The following is a 13,976-nucleotide window of genomic DNA, read 5'->3' as shown; positions in this document are numbered from 1 at the left end:
TTCAGACGGCCGCCGAGCCTATCCCGGTCGTCGTGCGAATCCGCCCTTCCAACCGACGCTTCAACCCGCGCGCCTCAATCACCAGCTTCGAGCCCTTGGCCGCATTGGCCCGCCCCCATTCCTCCAGCAGTTCCAGGCAGGAATGGTCGATATAGCTCAGGTTGCTCAACGGCACATGCACGGTAGTCCCCGCAGGCACCGTCGACAGCACCTGGGTCAAGGCCGGCACTTTGAGAAACGTCGCCGCACCGGTCAACCGCAGCTCCATTTCACCGTCCTGAGGCAAATCGATCAGGCTGACTTTCAAACGTGAAGCCTTGAATGCGAGCTTCACCAGCGTCAAGCCAAAGCCCACCAATACACCAGTCAGCAAGTCGGTAAAGATGATCGCCAACGCCGTGGCCGCATAGGTAAACATCGGCATCCGACCGTAGCGCCCCAAGGCTTTAAACGCCTTGATGTCCACCAGCTTGATGCCCGTGTACACCAGCACGCCGGCCAGGCTCGCCACCGGAATGCTCTGCAGCACGCTCGACAGCAGCAGCACAAAGCCCAGCAACCACACGCCATGGAACATCGCCGATAAACGCGTGGTAGCGCCGGCCTGCACATTAGCCGAGCTGCGCACGATCACGCCGGTCATCGGCAGGGCGCCGACCAGACCGCAGAGCATATTGCCGACACCCTGGGCGGACAGTTCCTTATCAAAATCGGAGCGCTGGCCGCTGTGCATACGGTCGACAGCCGCGGCGGAGAGCAGGGTTTCGGCGCTGGCGATGAACGCCACGGCGAACGCGGCGATCAGCAGTTGAGGGTCGGCCAGGTTCAACAAGTCGCTGGGACGCAGCCAATCGATGGCGTCGGATAAGTTTTCCGGCACCTCCACACGCTTGACCTGCAACGCCAGCACCAGGCTGGTGACCGTGGCCAAGCCAACGCCGAGCAACGCGCCCGGCACGAATCGCAGCCCCTGCGGGCGAAATTTATCCCACAGGTACATCACCAGCATTGTCGATAACCCGAGCAGACCGGCTTGCCAGCCGAGACCGCCACCAAGGGCCGGGACCGCGTTGGCCAAAGCGGCCGGGAAGCCCGCCAGGTTATCCAGCCCCGAAGGCTTGGGTGCGCCGTCGAGCATCACATGGATCTGCGACAGCACAATCAGCACGCCGATCCCCGCCAGCATGCCGTACACCACCGCCGGCGCCGTCACACGGAACCAGCACCCGAGGCGCAATCGCCCGGCGACCAGTTGCAGAAAACCCGCCAGCAGCAGGATCGGCCCCAGCATCAGCATGCCGTGCTGGCGCACCAGCTCGAACACCAACACCGCCAAACCCGCCGCCGGGCCGCTGACCTGCAGCGGCGAACCCGCCAACCAGCCCACCACCAGGCCACCGATAATGCCGGTGATCAGGCCCTTGGCCGGCGGCATGCCGGAAGCGATGGCGATCCCCATGCACAGTGGCAAGGCGACCAGAAACACGACCACCGAGGCGAGCAGCTCTCGTGGCAATACAGCTTTCAATTGAGCAGCACGCATGATGACTCTCCCGAGGCATTCGCCGGGCGCGGTAAAGCCTGGCTGCGTCCATGGCAGCCACCGCATTACCCGGCAGGGAAGTGTTTTAGAAGCGCGCTTTAGGCGTCGCTGAAGGAATCGGCTCGTTGCCGTTCAGCGGTCGGAACGCCGCTTTATCGGCATCGTAGGCCCGTATTTCGCTGGTCTCGATGTTGTAGATCCAACCATGGATAAACAAATGACCATTGGCCATGCGCGAAGCCACGGAAGGGTGGGTGCGCAAATGTTGCAACTGGGCGATGACGTTTTCTTCGGTGAGCACCTGCATGCTCTCGCCTTCGTTGGCGCAGTCGCAGTTGTCATGAACCATGGTCTTGGCGACCTCGGCATGGCGCAACCAGGCTTTGACCGTCGGCATTTTTTCCAGGCTGTCCGGGTTGAGTACCGCGCGCATGGCGCCGCAATCGGAGTGCCCGCAGACGATGATGTGCTGCACCCCCAGGGCCAGTACCGCGTACTCGATGGCGGTGGACACGCCGCCGTTCATCTGGCCGTAGGGCGGTACGACGTTGCCGACGTTACGGGTTACGAACAGGTCGCCAGGGGAACTCTGGGTGATCAGTTCCGGCACGATGCGCGAATCGGCGCAGGTAATGAACATCGCCCGTGGGCTCTGGGCCGTCGCGAGTTTCTTGAAGAGCTCTTCCTGCTGGGGGAAGACGTCGTGATGGAAATGCAAAAAACCGTCAACGATGTGCTTTAGCGCTGCATCGGCGGACTCCGCCACCTCAGGGGCTGAAGCCGACGCAGCCAACGGCTGTTTATCCTTATCACTCATGATTCATCCTCTTGGTTAGTGCAGGGGAGTGTTCAAGTCAGTTCGACGCCCGGCCAGTGAAATAGTTGTGTCACCCCAAAAGCCAGACCCCGACTCATCAGTCATTCGCTGATCAAGGTAGCGGCCGAAACTTAACTCAAACTGAATGAACCGCTCTAGATCGGGGGTTTCAGTGATATCAAAACGCGACTATTCCTACAGAAGTGACGCACTGTTCCTGCTCAGTCTACAACAACGCCATCTGCCTGCCCGGTGGACAGAATGCCGTGCAATCCAGGTTGAACCCGTCGCGACGATTGAGCCCCAAGCGTTTGATCGCCTTGCTGAAACGCTGGGCCAGCAGATCAGCAAACGGCCCTTCGCCGCGCATGCGCACGCCAAAGCGGCTGTCATAGACCTCACCGCCGCGCACCTGCCGTACCAGGCTCATCACATGGGCAGCACGCTGCGGGTAATGCGCCGCCAGCCACTCCTCGAACAAGGGCGCCACCTCCAGCGGCAGACGCAGCATCATGTAGGCAGCGCTTTGCGCACCTGCGGCGTGGGCCTCCGTCAGCAGGCTCTCCAACTCGCTGTCATTGATCATCGGGATCATGGGCGAACACAACACGCCCACTGGAATTCCCGCCTCGCGCATCACCCGAATCGCCCGCAACCGTGCCTTGGGCGCAGCCGTGCGCGGCTCCAGAATGCGCTTGAGCTCATCGTCCAGGCTGGTGAGGCTGATCATCACCGCCACCAGGCGCTGGCTCGCCAGTTCGGCCAGCAGGTCGAGGTCGCGCAGGATCAACGAGCCTTTGGTGATGATGGTCACCGGGTGCCGGTAGCGCAGCAGCACTTGCAGGGTTTGCCGGGTAATCTTGTACTCACGCTCGATGGGTTGGTACGGATCGGTGTTTGAACCCAGATTGATCGGCGCACATACATACCCCGGTTTTGACAATTGCTGTTCCAGCACGTCGGCTGCGTTGCTTTTGGCGATCAGTTTGGTCTCGAAATCGAGCCCCGGCGACAGGTCCCAATAAGCATGACTGGGGCGCGCATAGCAGTAGATACAGCCATGCTCGCAGCCACGATAAGGGTTGATTGAGCGATCGAACGGCAGATCCGGCGAGTTATTGCGGGTGATGATGGTCTTGGCCGTTTCGATGCGCACTTCGGTGCCCTGGGTCGGCGGCACTTCCTGGAACCAGCCGTCATCCTCGACCACGCTGACCGTGGGCGCAAAGCGGTTGTGCAGATGGGTGCCAGTGCCCCGGCCTCGGAGCGGCGGATTAGACATAAAAGCGCCTCTATACTGTTTTTATATACAGTATCGAGGCGCAGGGCTTCTTGCCAGTGCCGTTTGGCGGTCAGTGCTTTTGCGTCACCTGCCCCAAGTCATCGCCCGAGGTGGTGTGCAGATCATTCTTGCGCAGGTCCGCCACTTCACTGGCGTTTACCGGCGCACCTTGGTTGCCCCAACTGCCCCTGATGAAGCTCACCACATCCGCCACTTCCTGGTCCGACAGCCGCCAGGCGAACGCCGGCATGGTGAAGGTGGACGGCGCGGTGCGGGTGGCCGGCAAGGTGCCGCCATTCAACACGATGTTGATCAACGACGTGGCATCCGCCGTCTGCAGCACCGGGTTGCCCGCCAGCGCCGGGAACACCCGTGTATAGCCATGGCCGTCGGTGCGATGGCAGGCTGCACAGTTGTCGATGTACACCGAGGCCCCTCGCTGACGGTCGTCGCCGTTCCACAGTGCTTCAGCCACCTGTTTATCGTATTGATGCGGTTGGTCCTTGGGATCCACCGCCGGCAGGCTTTTGAGGTAACGGGCGATAGCGGTCAGGTCGGTGTCCGACATGTACTGCATGCTGTGCACGACCACATCGCTCATGCCGCCAAACACCGCACTGCGATCGCTGCGGCCGGTCTTGAGAAATTGCACCAACTGCTCCTCGCTCCAACTGCCGAGACCGTCCTTGTGGTCGCCGCGCAGGCTTTTCGCGATCCAACCCTCCAACGGCGCACTGCCGGACAGGAAGGCAGCGCCATCGGCAGCGCTCAAGGCCTTTTCCTGCATGGTCAGGGCACGCGGCGTATGGCACGCGCCGCAGTGGCCGAGGCCTTCTACCAAGTAGGCGCCGCGGCTGATCACCGGGTCGGCGTCCGCCGCTGCCGGTTTAGCCGCCACCTCAGGCGCGAACATCCAGCGCCACGCCGCCAGCGGCCAGCGCATGCTCAACGGCCACGGAATGTCGCTGTCTTTGTTCTCCTGGGCGACCGGTTCCACCCCTTTCATAAAGTACGCGTACAGCGCTTGCATATCGCTGTCGCTGACACGCGCATAGGACGGGTACGGCATCGCCGGGTAAAGCGTACTACCGTTCTTGGCGACGCCATGGCGCACGGCCTTGTCGAAATCGTCGAAGCTGTAGTCGCCCAGCCCGGTTTTGTCTGGCGTGATGTTGGTGGAGTAAATCACGCCGATCGGGGTTTCCATCGGCAAGCCGCCGGCGAAGGGTTTGCCGTCTTTGGCGGTGTGGCAGGCCACGCAATCGCCGGCGCGCGCCAGGTATTCGCCCTGTTTGATCACATCAGCTTCAGCGGCGCTGATCGAGCAACTGCTGAGCAGAGCAAAGGTGGCGATAACAAGTGTTTTCATGGTCATCGCTCCTTATGCCTGAACCAGCGGGCCGGGGTTCTTCAGGTACTGCTCGCGGATGGCTCGCGCCGACCAATAGGTCAGCGCCGCCACCAGGCCGGTCGGGTTGTAGCCCAGGCCCTGTGGGAACGCGGACGCGCCGGGGACAAACACGTTGTGTACATCCCAGCTCTGCAGGTAGCGGTTCAATGCACTGGTTTTCGGGTCGGTGCCCATGATCGCGCCACCGTTGAGGTGGGTGGTCTGGTACGACGCGGTGTTGAAGTGCTCACCGACTTTTTTGCCGAGCAGGGCAATCGCCTTGGGGTTCATCGCTTGTGCGATCTTGCCCATCTTCTCGACCATAAAGCGGTTCATCTTGATGTCGTTTTCTTGCCAGTCGAACGTCATACGCAGCAAGGGCAGGCCGTAGGCATCGCGGTACACCGGGTCCAGATCCAAGTAGTTACCTCGGTAGGACTGGTGAGCACCGTGGGCATCCATCGAAACCTGATGGGTGTAGTAATCCGCGGTGGCACGCTTCCACGCACTGCCCCAGGCCGGGGTGCCGGGCGGGTTGGACGTGCCAGCAATAGGCCGGCTGCCGGCCTGATTGACCCACATCGGCGAACCGCCCACAAAGCCGTGCGGGCCGTGGTCAAAGTTATCAGCGTTGAAGTCATCCACCGCCACGCCATTGCCGCCGGCGCCGATGAAGTTATTGGTGTGGGTGTCCTTATCGAAGAACGCCTTAATGGTCGCCATGTTCTGGTAGGCGAAATTGCGGCCCACCACGCCCTCATTGGTGATGGGATCGTACGGCTTGCCGATGCCCGACAACAGCATCAGTCGCACGTTGTGGAACTGGAACGCCGCGAGGATCACCAAGTCCGCCGGTTGCTCGATCTCACGGCCCTGGGCGTCGATGTAGGTCACACCCGTGGCTTTCTTACCAGTGCTGTCGAGATTGACCTTGAGTACTTGGGAATTGGGCCGCAGCTCAAAGTTCGGCACCTGACGCAGCGCCGGCAGGATGTTCACGTTCGGCGAGGCCTTGGAGTACATGTAGCACACGTAGCCGCTGCAAAAGCCGCAGAAATTGCACGGCCCCATCTGCGCGCCGTAAGGGTTGGTGTATGGCCCCGAGGTATTGGCGGAGGGCAGGTTGTAGGGCTTGTAACCCACTTCAGCCGCCGCTTTCTGAAACAACTGTGCGGAAACGGTGTTTTTCTGCGATTCCAATGGAAACGGGTTGGACCGGTCCGGTGCGTACGGGTTGCCGCCACGGCCTTCGCCCACCAGTTTTCCCTTCACCGTCCAGGCCTGGCCGGAGGTACCGAAGACTTTTTCCGCGTAGTCAAAGAATGGCTCCAGTTCTTCGTAGCTGACACCGAAGTCCTGGATGGTCATGTCCTTGGGAATGAAATTTTTACCGTAGCACTCTTCGTAATGGCTGCGCATGCGCAACTCGATCGGGTCCACGCGAAAATGCACGCCGGACCAGTGCAAACCCGCGCCACCGACGCCGTTGCCCGGCAGGAAGGCGCCGAGCTGACGGTTGGGCAACGCGACGTCATTCACGCTATGGCGGATGGTCACGGTCTCTTTGGAAATGTCCTGGAAGAGTTTTTTGCGCACGCTGTAGGTCAATTCGTCGATGACCTGGGGATAGTTGCCGTCCGGGTAAGTGTCCTGCATCGGGCCGCGCTCCAGCGCCAGCACATTGAGGCCTGCTTCCGTCAGTTCCTTGGCCATGATCGCGCCGGTCCAACCGAAGCCTACGATCACTGCATCGACTTTTTTCATGATGGTCGCCACGTTTATGCCCTCTCGCCGCGGATGGAAACAGCCGGGAAGGGGTACTGCTCGTTGCGCTCCACCCAGTCCATAAAGTCGGCGCGCGCGCCGGGGAAACCGATCATGGTCCAACCGACCATGCCTTTATTGCCACCGTGGATCGGGTCGCAAAAAAAGCCTTCCTTGGTGTTTTGCAACAACAGGTTGAAGAACACCTTGGGCGGCACCGCCTCGAAATGCGCGCTGAGCTCAGTGCCGCCAGCCTCCAGACGACGCAACATGTCGTCTCGGGTAGCGCTGTCTTGCGCAGCAAAAGCTTTACCGTTGAACGCCTTCGACCAAGCATCCGTGGCGGCAATGCCCAGGCGGTAGATCTCTTTGGGCACCAATTTGCTCTGCCAACCCATCTCCGGCGCGGCATCAGCGTTGAACGGACCTTGCATGAACCACAGCGCGCCGCTGGCATACGGTGTGTTCATCTGACGATCAATGTATTCAGGCGCACCGGCTTCCAGGGCGCCTGGGCCTTGGGCATCGGCGGGGATCAGGCGCTCGACGGCGGCGTTGATGAACGCCCATTCCTCGGCAGTGAAATAGCTCGGTTCATAGGCCTTCGCGCGGGTCACCGGCGTGGCAGGCGCGGCCTGGGCAGGCTGCGGCGTCGCCATCAGCATCGAGCCACCAAGGCCAGTACTGGCAACCGTGACCACCGGGATCAAGGTCAAGGATTTGCGCAGAAAGTCACGCCGGGGGTTGTCTTGATCTTGGTCAGACATGGGTGCACCTCATCATGTGGTCACGGGTTAATTCAGCCGCTTCTATGGAGTGGCTTGTGTGTTTACGCAGCAAGCAGAATCTGAACGATCAAAAGGGATAGAACGCAGCCGCAATCAATAGTTACAAATGATAGCAGGCTAAGCATCCACCGAATCGTTTCAGTGACGAAAGACGCAGTCTTCACGATTCTTTGACGCCTGCCTGACGCGCCGTTGACCCCCGGTAAACCAATCTGCGCGCACTCCACCCATGCCCTATTTGGTTACGCCACCCATGCCCAAGCATCAATGGTTGCCAGCTACCGCCCTGGCGCTCGTCGTATTGCTCACCACCGTGTGTATTCAGGCGGACGACAGTGCCTCCCTTCGCTCGCCGGAGTGGGCGCAACCCGTGGGCAACCAATACAACCTGTATCAGATGACGCCCACGCTCTACCGCAGCGCACTGCCGGACAGAAACGCAGTGCCGTTGCTGGAAAATCTCAGGATCGCCACCGTGATCAACTTTCTGCCGGAGTCCGACACTGGTTGGCTGAAAACGCCCGACATCCGGCAGGTACAGATAAGTTATCGCACCAATCATGTGGATGATTCCGACGTTCTGGCGGCGCTCCGAGCAATTCGCTCCGCAGAAGCAAACGGCCCTGTGCTGATGCACTGCAAACATGGCTCGGACCGCACCGGCCTGATGGCGGCGATGTATCGCGTGGTAATTCAGGGATGGAGCAAGGAGGACGCCCTGAATGAAATGACCCTGGGCGGCTTTGGCGCCAGTAATGGCTTCAAGGATAACGTTCGTTACATGATGGGCGCGGATATCGACAAATTGCGCACCGCGTTAGCCAATGGCGATTGCAGCACCAGCGCGTTTGCGCTGTGCTCAATGAAGGATTGGATCTCGACAACCCGTAAGACCGAAGAGCCCAAGTAGACGCACAAAGGCGCCTAGTTGGCGCCCGTTCAGTCTTTTTTCAGCTTCGGATTGGGGAAGAACTGCACCGCCTGAACCTTTGGATCAGCCGGCGCTTTCAATGCCGAGGTATTGACCCGCGTCCCCAGCTCCTTGGGCACCGACAATCCTTGATCATTCAGGGTATCGGTATAGCCGCAGGCCACGCATTCACGGTGCGGCACGCTGTCTTCGGTCCACATTTTCAGCTTGTCCGGCTCGCTGCACGCCGGGCAGACAGCCCCGGCGATAAATTGCTTTTTGGTCACCACAGGCGCGTCACTCATGCTGCCGCATCCTCACTCAGGCCGCTGTGGCGCAAGAGTGCGTCAATCGACGGCTCGCGTCCGCGGAAGTCGACGAACAGCACCATGGGCGCCTGGGAGCCGCCGCGCGCCAGGATCGCCTCACGGAAGGCGCGACCGGTGTCGGCATTGAGTACACCGTCTTCCTCGAATTTGGAGAAGGCATCCGCCGACAGTACTTCGGCCCACTTGTAGCTGTAGTACCCGGCCGCGTAACCCCCGGCGAAAATATGCGCAAAGCTGTTGGGGAAGCGGTTATACGCGGGTGGACGCATCACCGAGACCTCGTCCCGCACGCCCTCCAGCACCTGGGCCACCGCGCGGCCGTCGCCGTGGGTGGCGTGCATCTCAAAGTCAAACAGCGAAAACTCCAACTGGCGGACCATCATCAGGCCGGACTGGAAGTTCTTCGCCGCGAGCATTTTTTCCAGCAGGTCCTGCGGCAACGGCTCACCGGTTTCATAGTGGCCGGAGATCAGCGCCAGACCTTCCGGCTCCCAGCACCAGTTCTCCATGAACTGGCTTGGCAGCTCCACTGCATCCCAGGCCACGCCGTTGATGCCGGACACGCCAGCGTGCTCGACGCGGGTCAGCAGGTGATGCAGGCCATGGCCGAATTCGTGGAACAGCGTGGTGACTTCATCGTGGGTCAGCAGGGCGGGCTTGCCGCTGTCGGCCGGGGTGAAATTGCACACCAGGTTGGCAACCGGGCTTTGCAGTACACCGTCGACCGTGCGGCGACGGTCGCGGGCGCCGTCCATCCAGGCACCGCCGCGTTTGTTGGCGCGGGCGTACAGGTCGAAGAAGAAACGGCCGACGTGCTGGCCGTTCTCCTTGATTTCAAACAGGCGAACATCCGGGTGCCAGGTGTCGAAGCCTTTCTGCTCGGCGATCTCGATGCCGTACAGGCGCTGCACAATGGCGAAGAGGCCGCCCAGTACTTTGTCGATCGGGAAGTATGCTCGCAGGGCTTCCTGAGACACGCTGTAGCGCTGCTCTCGCAGTTTTTCGCCGTAGAAACCACTGTCCCAGCTTTGCAGATCGGCACACCCTTGTTCGGCGGCGTAGGCCTTGAGCTGTTGCAGGTCCTGAACGGCAAACGGCTTGCTGCGCTTGGCCAGGTCTCGTAGGAAACTCAGCACCTGGTCGCTGGATTCGGCCATCTTGGTGGCCAGACTCAGCTCGGAGAACGAGGCGAAACCGAGCAATTGCGCCAGTTCCTGACGCAGGTCGAGGATCTGTTCCATCACGGGGCCGTTATCGTTCTGACCGGCGTTGGGGCCTTGGTCCGACGCACGGGTGCAATAAGCGGCGTAGATTTCCTCACGCAGAGCACGGTCCTGGGCGTAGGTCATCACGGCGTAGTAGCTGGGAAATTCCAGGGTGATCAGCCAGCCGTCAAGGCCTTTGGCCTGGGCCGCAGCGGCCATTTGCGCCTTGGCCGAGTCGGTCAGGCCGGCGAGGGTGGCTTCATCGGTGACGTGCTTGGTCCAGGCCTGAGTGGCGTCCAACAGTTGGTTGGAGAACTTGCTGCCCAGCTCGGACAATTTGCTCTGCACTTCGGCGTAGCGCTTCTGCTGCTCCGGCGGCAGGTCGATACCCGACAAGCGGAAATCACGCAGGGAATGCTCAAGGATGGTTTTTTGCGCCACATCGAAACCGGCAGCTTCGGGGCTGTTGGCCAAGGCTTCGAAGGCCTGGAACAGCTCGCGGTTCTGGCCCATCTCGGTGGAGTACGCGCTCAACGCCGGCAGACAAGCCTCGTAGGCTTCGCGCAGTTCAGGACTGTTACACACCGCGTTGAGATGGCTGACCGGGCTCCAGGCGGCACCCAGGCGGTCGTTGAGTTCGTCCATGGCCAGCACCAGCCCGGCCCAGGTAGGATTTTTACCCTGACTTTGCAGGATGCCTTCGATGGCCACGCGGTTATCGGCGAGGATCTGTTCGATGGCCGGCTGAACGTGCTCGGCACGGATCGCCGAGAATGGCGGCAGGTCGTAGGACTGCAAAAGAGGGTTGTTCGCGCTCACGGTTGGCACCTTGGCTGAAGAAACAGGTAAGACAAAGATGGGGCCATCTTAATTACAATCAACGCCCACCGCAGCTATCAGCAGAAGAGAGAGAGGCTATCGTGACCCTTCGCACCTATCAGAACCACACGCCAACCCTGGGCGCCGGGGCTTTTGTCGATATTTCGGCGGTGGTAATCGGCGATGTCGAAATCGGCGCCGACAGCTCGGTATGGCCATTGACCGTGATTCGCGGCGACATGCACCGCATCCGCATCGGCGCGCGTACCAGCGTGCAGGACGGCTGCGTGCTGCACATCACTCACGCCGGGCCGTTCAATCCTGATGGCTTCCCATTGCTGATCGGCGATGACGTGACCATCGCCCACAAAGTCATGCTGCATGGCTGCACCGTGGGCAACCGCATCCTGATCGGCATGGGCAGTATCGTGATGGACGGCGCGATGGTCGAAGACGATGTCATCATCGGCGCCGGCAGCCTGGTGCCGCCGGGCAAGAAACTCGAGAGCGGTTTTTTGTACGTCGGCAGCCCGGTTAAACAGATCCGCGCCCTGACTGACAAGGAACGCGCCTTTTTCACCTACAGCGCCGCGAACTACGTGAAGCTCAAAGACCTGCACCTGGCTGAAGGATTCGATCGATGACCCAGCGTTACCAGACCGTCTTGTTCGACCTGGACGGCACCCTCACCGACCCACGCGAAGGCATCACCCGCTCGATCCAATATGCGCTCGGCAAGCTGGGCATTGATGAGCCGGACCTGACAAAGCTCGAACACTTCATCGGCCCGCCGTTGCTGCAAGCGTTCATGCAGTTCTATGGCTTCGATGAAGCCAAGGCCTGGGAAGCGGTGAATTTTTACCGCGAGCGTTTCAAAGTCACCGGCCTGTATGAAAACCGTGTGTTCGACGGGGTGATGCCGCTGCTGCAGGCCCTGAACGATCAAGGACGCCACCTGTACGTGGCCACTTCCAAACCGTGGGTCTTTGCCCGCGAAATCGCCCGGCATTTTGACTTTGCCAAGCATTTCAAGGTGATCTACGGCAGCGAGCTGGATGGCACGCGCACCAACAAGGTTGAGCTGATTGCGCATTTGATCAGCGAAGAAGGCCTGGACCCGGCCACCACCCTAATGATTGGTGACCGCAAACACGACCTGATCGGCGCGCGCAGCAATGGGGTGGATTGCGCGGCGGTGGGGTATGGGTTTGGCAGCTTCGAAGAGTTGAACGCCGAGGCGCCGACCTGGCATTTCGAGACGTTGGCTGACATGCATCGGGCATTTTTGCAGAGGTCTTGAGGCCGCCATCGGGGCCCTACAAATCAAGATCCTCCAACTGCTTCAACGCCGCCTTTCGCTGCGCCACCGGCAACCCACCCATGTTCTCCACCGCGGCATAGAACTTCGGCCAGTCCCCACCTTCCTGCCTGAACAACGCCGCAAAGGCCGGTACCCAGCGGTCATACAGCCCAAACGGCAGCAACCGCGCGTTGTTCATCGGCTGGTTGATCCAGGCGTCATAACGCTTGTCGCCGCGCCACGGGCCGTCGCGCAACTGGCGGTACTCACGGCGCAAGCGCTCGAACTGCGCCGCCTTGGCCTGGCGCATTGCGTCCGCCGCCAACGGCTGGGCGTAGAGGGTTTCCAGGCGTTTGCGGGTATCGAGAATCAGCTGGATAAACTGGTCGCGCTGTTGCCGCGTCGCCTCGCTCTGCGGCGCCAGCCCACGGACGGCGCGCCATTGGCGGGTGCCTTCCTGTTCGACGAAGGTGGCGAATGACTCGTTGAACTCCGTGTCGTCCTTCACATAAAAACGCTGGTGGGCCAGCTCATGAAAAATCAACGTGGCCAGGCGTTCATCGCCCCAGTGCATCATCGAACTCATGATGGGGTCATTGAACCAGCCCAAGGTGGAATAGGCCTCAACACCGCCAATCGAAACATCCATGCCCTGCTGGCGCAACAACGCCGCCTCACCGCGGGCCGCGCCCTGGCTGTAGTAGCCGCGATAGGCCACACAACCGGCGATGGGGAAGCAATGGTTTTCAGGCGACAGCGAAAATTCCTGCGTGGCAAAGACATTCCACACCACGTAGGGCCGGCCGATATCGGCGTACAGCCGGTAACTCTGGTTGTCAGGCAGGTGCAGTTGTTCACTGGCGAAGGTTCGTGCCCTCTGGGATTGAGCCAGATGCTCACGCAACGACTGCGCGCGGGCCGGATCGGCGATCACCTGTGCAACCGGCTCTCTCGCCCGCAAGAGCTGCCACTGACCGCCCGCCAATTGGCTGTAATAACTGACGCTGGAACAGCCGCTGAGCAGCATAAGCATGAGCACCGCAAGAAAGCCTCTGACCATGCCCTGACTGCTCCTAGGTGATAGGTTCGTGTTTATACTGACAGAAATCACCCACCTATCGCCGAGTGCCTGTCATGCGTCAGCTCTTGCTTTGCGTCGCCGTCGTGCTCATCAGTGCCTGTACGTCGACCCCCGTGCCGCCAGCCGATCCGCAGCAAGCCTGGGTCGATTTCGCCACGCCGACGCCGGGTGCCAAACTGGTGATGGCGCAGCGCCTGGACGGCAAAAACCTTAACGACGGACGTTATTTCCAAATGCCGCCCGGAGCGCATGAGCTGATGGTGCGCTTTGACTTTGAGGTGCCTTCCGGCGGAGGCCTGGGCGGATTCAGCGCCATGCAGTACCGCACCTGCTTCATGACCTTGCAGTACGAGCATTTCCAGGCAGGCCGGCGCTATGTGCTGGAGGGGCGCTCGCTGGCCTTCACGCCCAACATTCGGCTGTACGACTCGGCGCGGCAGTTGCTGGCCGAAGAACGCAGCGTCAACTGCCTCTGATCAGTCGTTGTTTTTTTGGTAGATGATGCGCTTGGTGCCGTTTTCACACGAGCCGACGATCATGGCACTGTCGTGGTTCTGGGCTTCTTCGGCGGTGATGATTTCCAGGGTGTAGGACGGAATCGCCTTGGCCTGGATCTTCACTTCAATCTCTTTCCTGAGTTCTTCACAATCTTTTGGAGCGGCCACGGCCGATGTGGCCAACACAGCGCAGATGATCGCCAAGGCAAAACGTTTCATGTGTGAAGCTCCCTGAATGCACCGCGCACGGG

14 protein-coding genes are annotated in these 13,976 nt (G+C 60.6%); 4 read left to right on the top strand and 10 right to left on the bottom strand.

What is annotated here, in order from left to right; genetic code table 11:
• Position 1: 1 nt before the first annotated feature.
• The 6 genes from KZX66_RS21605 to KZX66_RS21580 form a co-directional block, all read right to left on the bottom strand.
• A complete protein-coding gene (locus KZX66_RS21605; RefSeq protein ID WP_248083303.1) occupies positions 2 to 1,543 on the bottom strand; it encodes a SulP family inorganic anion transporter in 1,542 nt (513 codons plus the stop codon).
• Positions 1,544 to 1,628: 85 nt separating this feature from the next.
• Positions 1,629 to 2,360: a carbonic anhydrase gene (locus KZX66_RS21600; RefSeq protein WP_248083302.1), complete on the bottom strand. Its 732-nt coding sequence runs from the start codon at positions 2,358 to 2,360 to the stop codon at positions 1,629 to 1,631.
• 226 nt (positions 2,361 to 2,586) lie between these two features.
• Positions 2,587 to 3,642 (bottom strand): PA0069 family radical SAM protein, encoded by a 1,056-nt coding sequence (locus KZX66_RS21595; RefSeq protein ID WP_248083301.1) that lies wholly within the window; start codon positions 3,640 to 3,642, stop codon positions 2,587 to 2,589.
• A 70-nt stretch (positions 3,643 to 3,712) separates the two neighbouring features.
• A complete protein-coding gene (locus KZX66_RS21590; RefSeq protein WP_248083300.1) occupies positions 3,713 to 5,011 on the bottom strand; it encodes a cytochrome c in 1,299 nt (432 codons plus the stop codon).
• A 12-nt stretch (positions 5,012 to 5,023) separates the two neighbouring features.
• Positions 5,024 to 6,808 (bottom strand): GMC family oxidoreductase, encoded by a 1,785-nt coding sequence (locus KZX66_RS21585; RefSeq protein ID WP_248083299.1) that lies wholly within the window; start codon positions 6,806 to 6,808, stop codon positions 5,024 to 5,026.
• Positions 6,809 to 6,810: 2 nt separating this feature from the next.
• Positions 6,811 to 7,563: a gluconate 2-dehydrogenase subunit 3 family protein gene (locus KZX66_RS21580; RefSeq protein WP_248083298.1), complete on the bottom strand. Its 753-nt coding sequence runs from the start codon at positions 7,561 to 7,563 to the stop codon at positions 6,811 to 6,813.
• A gap of 274 nt (positions 7,564 to 7,837) precedes the next feature.
• Between KZX66_RS21580 and KZX66_RS21575 the strand changes: the two genes are divergently transcribed.
• Entirely contained in the window at positions 7,838 to 8,494 is a 657-nt protein-coding gene (locus KZX66_RS21575) for a tyrosine-protein phosphatase (RefSeq protein ID WP_248083297.1), read from the top strand.
• Positions 8,495 to 8,523: 29 nt separating this feature from the next.
• On the opposite strand, the gene KZX66_RS21570 is transcribed toward KZX66_RS21575, so the two are convergent.
• Together KZX66_RS21570 and prlC are read right to left on the bottom strand one after the other, a co-directional pair.
• Entirely contained in the window at positions 8,524 to 8,799 is a 276-nt protein-coding gene (locus KZX66_RS21570) for a YheV family putative zinc ribbon protein (RefSeq protein ID WP_248083296.1), read from the bottom strand.
• Entirely contained in the window at positions 8,796 to 10,847 is a 2,052-nt protein-coding gene (gene prlC / locus KZX66_RS21565; RefSeq protein WP_248083295.1) for an oligopeptidase A, read from the bottom strand. The genes KZX66_RS21570 and prlC overlap by 4 nt, the downstream gene beginning before the upstream one ends.
• A 101-nt stretch (positions 10,848 to 10,948) precedes the next feature.
• On the opposite strand from prlC, the gene KZX66_RS21560 reads away from it, so the two are divergent.
• Positions 10,949 to 11,491 (top strand): gamma carbonic anhydrase family protein, encoded by a 543-nt coding sequence (locus KZX66_RS21560; protein WP_248083294.1) that lies wholly within the window; start codon positions 10,949 to 10,951, stop codon positions 11,489 to 11,491.
• Positions 11,488 to 12,147 carry an HAD family hydrolase gene (locus tag KZX66_RS21555; protein ID WP_248083293.1) on the top strand — a complete coding sequence of 220 codons (660 nt, stop codon included), beginning with the start codon at positions 11,488 to 11,490 and terminating at the stop codon, positions 12,145 to 12,147. The genes KZX66_RS21560 and KZX66_RS21555 overlap by 4 nt, the downstream gene beginning before the upstream one ends.
• A 16-nt stretch (positions 12,148 to 12,163) precedes the next feature.
• Here the strand turns inward: KZX66_RS21555 and KZX66_RS21550 are convergent, their stop codons facing one another.
• Positions 12,164 to 13,207: an aminopeptidase gene (locus KZX66_RS21550; protein WP_248083292.1), complete on the bottom strand. Its 1,044-nt coding sequence runs from the start codon at positions 13,205 to 13,207 to the stop codon at positions 12,164 to 12,166.
• Between the two features lie 74 nt (positions 13,208 to 13,281).
• Here KZX66_RS21550 and KZX66_RS21545 point away from each other — a divergent pair, with 74 nt between their 5' ends.
• A complete protein-coding gene (locus tag KZX66_RS21545; protein ID WP_248083291.1) occupies positions 13,282 to 13,704 on the top strand; it encodes a hypothetical protein in 423 nt (140 codons plus the stop codon).
• Here KZX66_RS21545 and KZX66_RS21540 read toward each other — a convergent pair whose 3' ends face one another.
• The gene (locus tag KZX66_RS21540; protein ID WP_248083290.1) at positions 13,705 to 13,944 is read right to left on the bottom strand and encodes a DUF1161 domain-containing protein; all 240 of its coding nucleotides are present in this window, start codon (positions 13,942 to 13,944) and stop codon (positions 13,705 to 13,707) included.
• Positions 13,945 to 13,976 lie beyond the last annotated feature (32 nt).

Source organism: Pseudomonas sp. EYE_354 (assembly GCF_023148575.1).
Taxonomy (GTDB): domain Bacteria; phylum Pseudomonadota; class Gammaproteobacteria; order Pseudomonadales; family Pseudomonadaceae; genus Aquipseudomonas.
The sequence above is the reverse complement of the archived record's forward strand: the minus strand, read 5'-3'. Positions and strand labels throughout refer to the sequence as shown.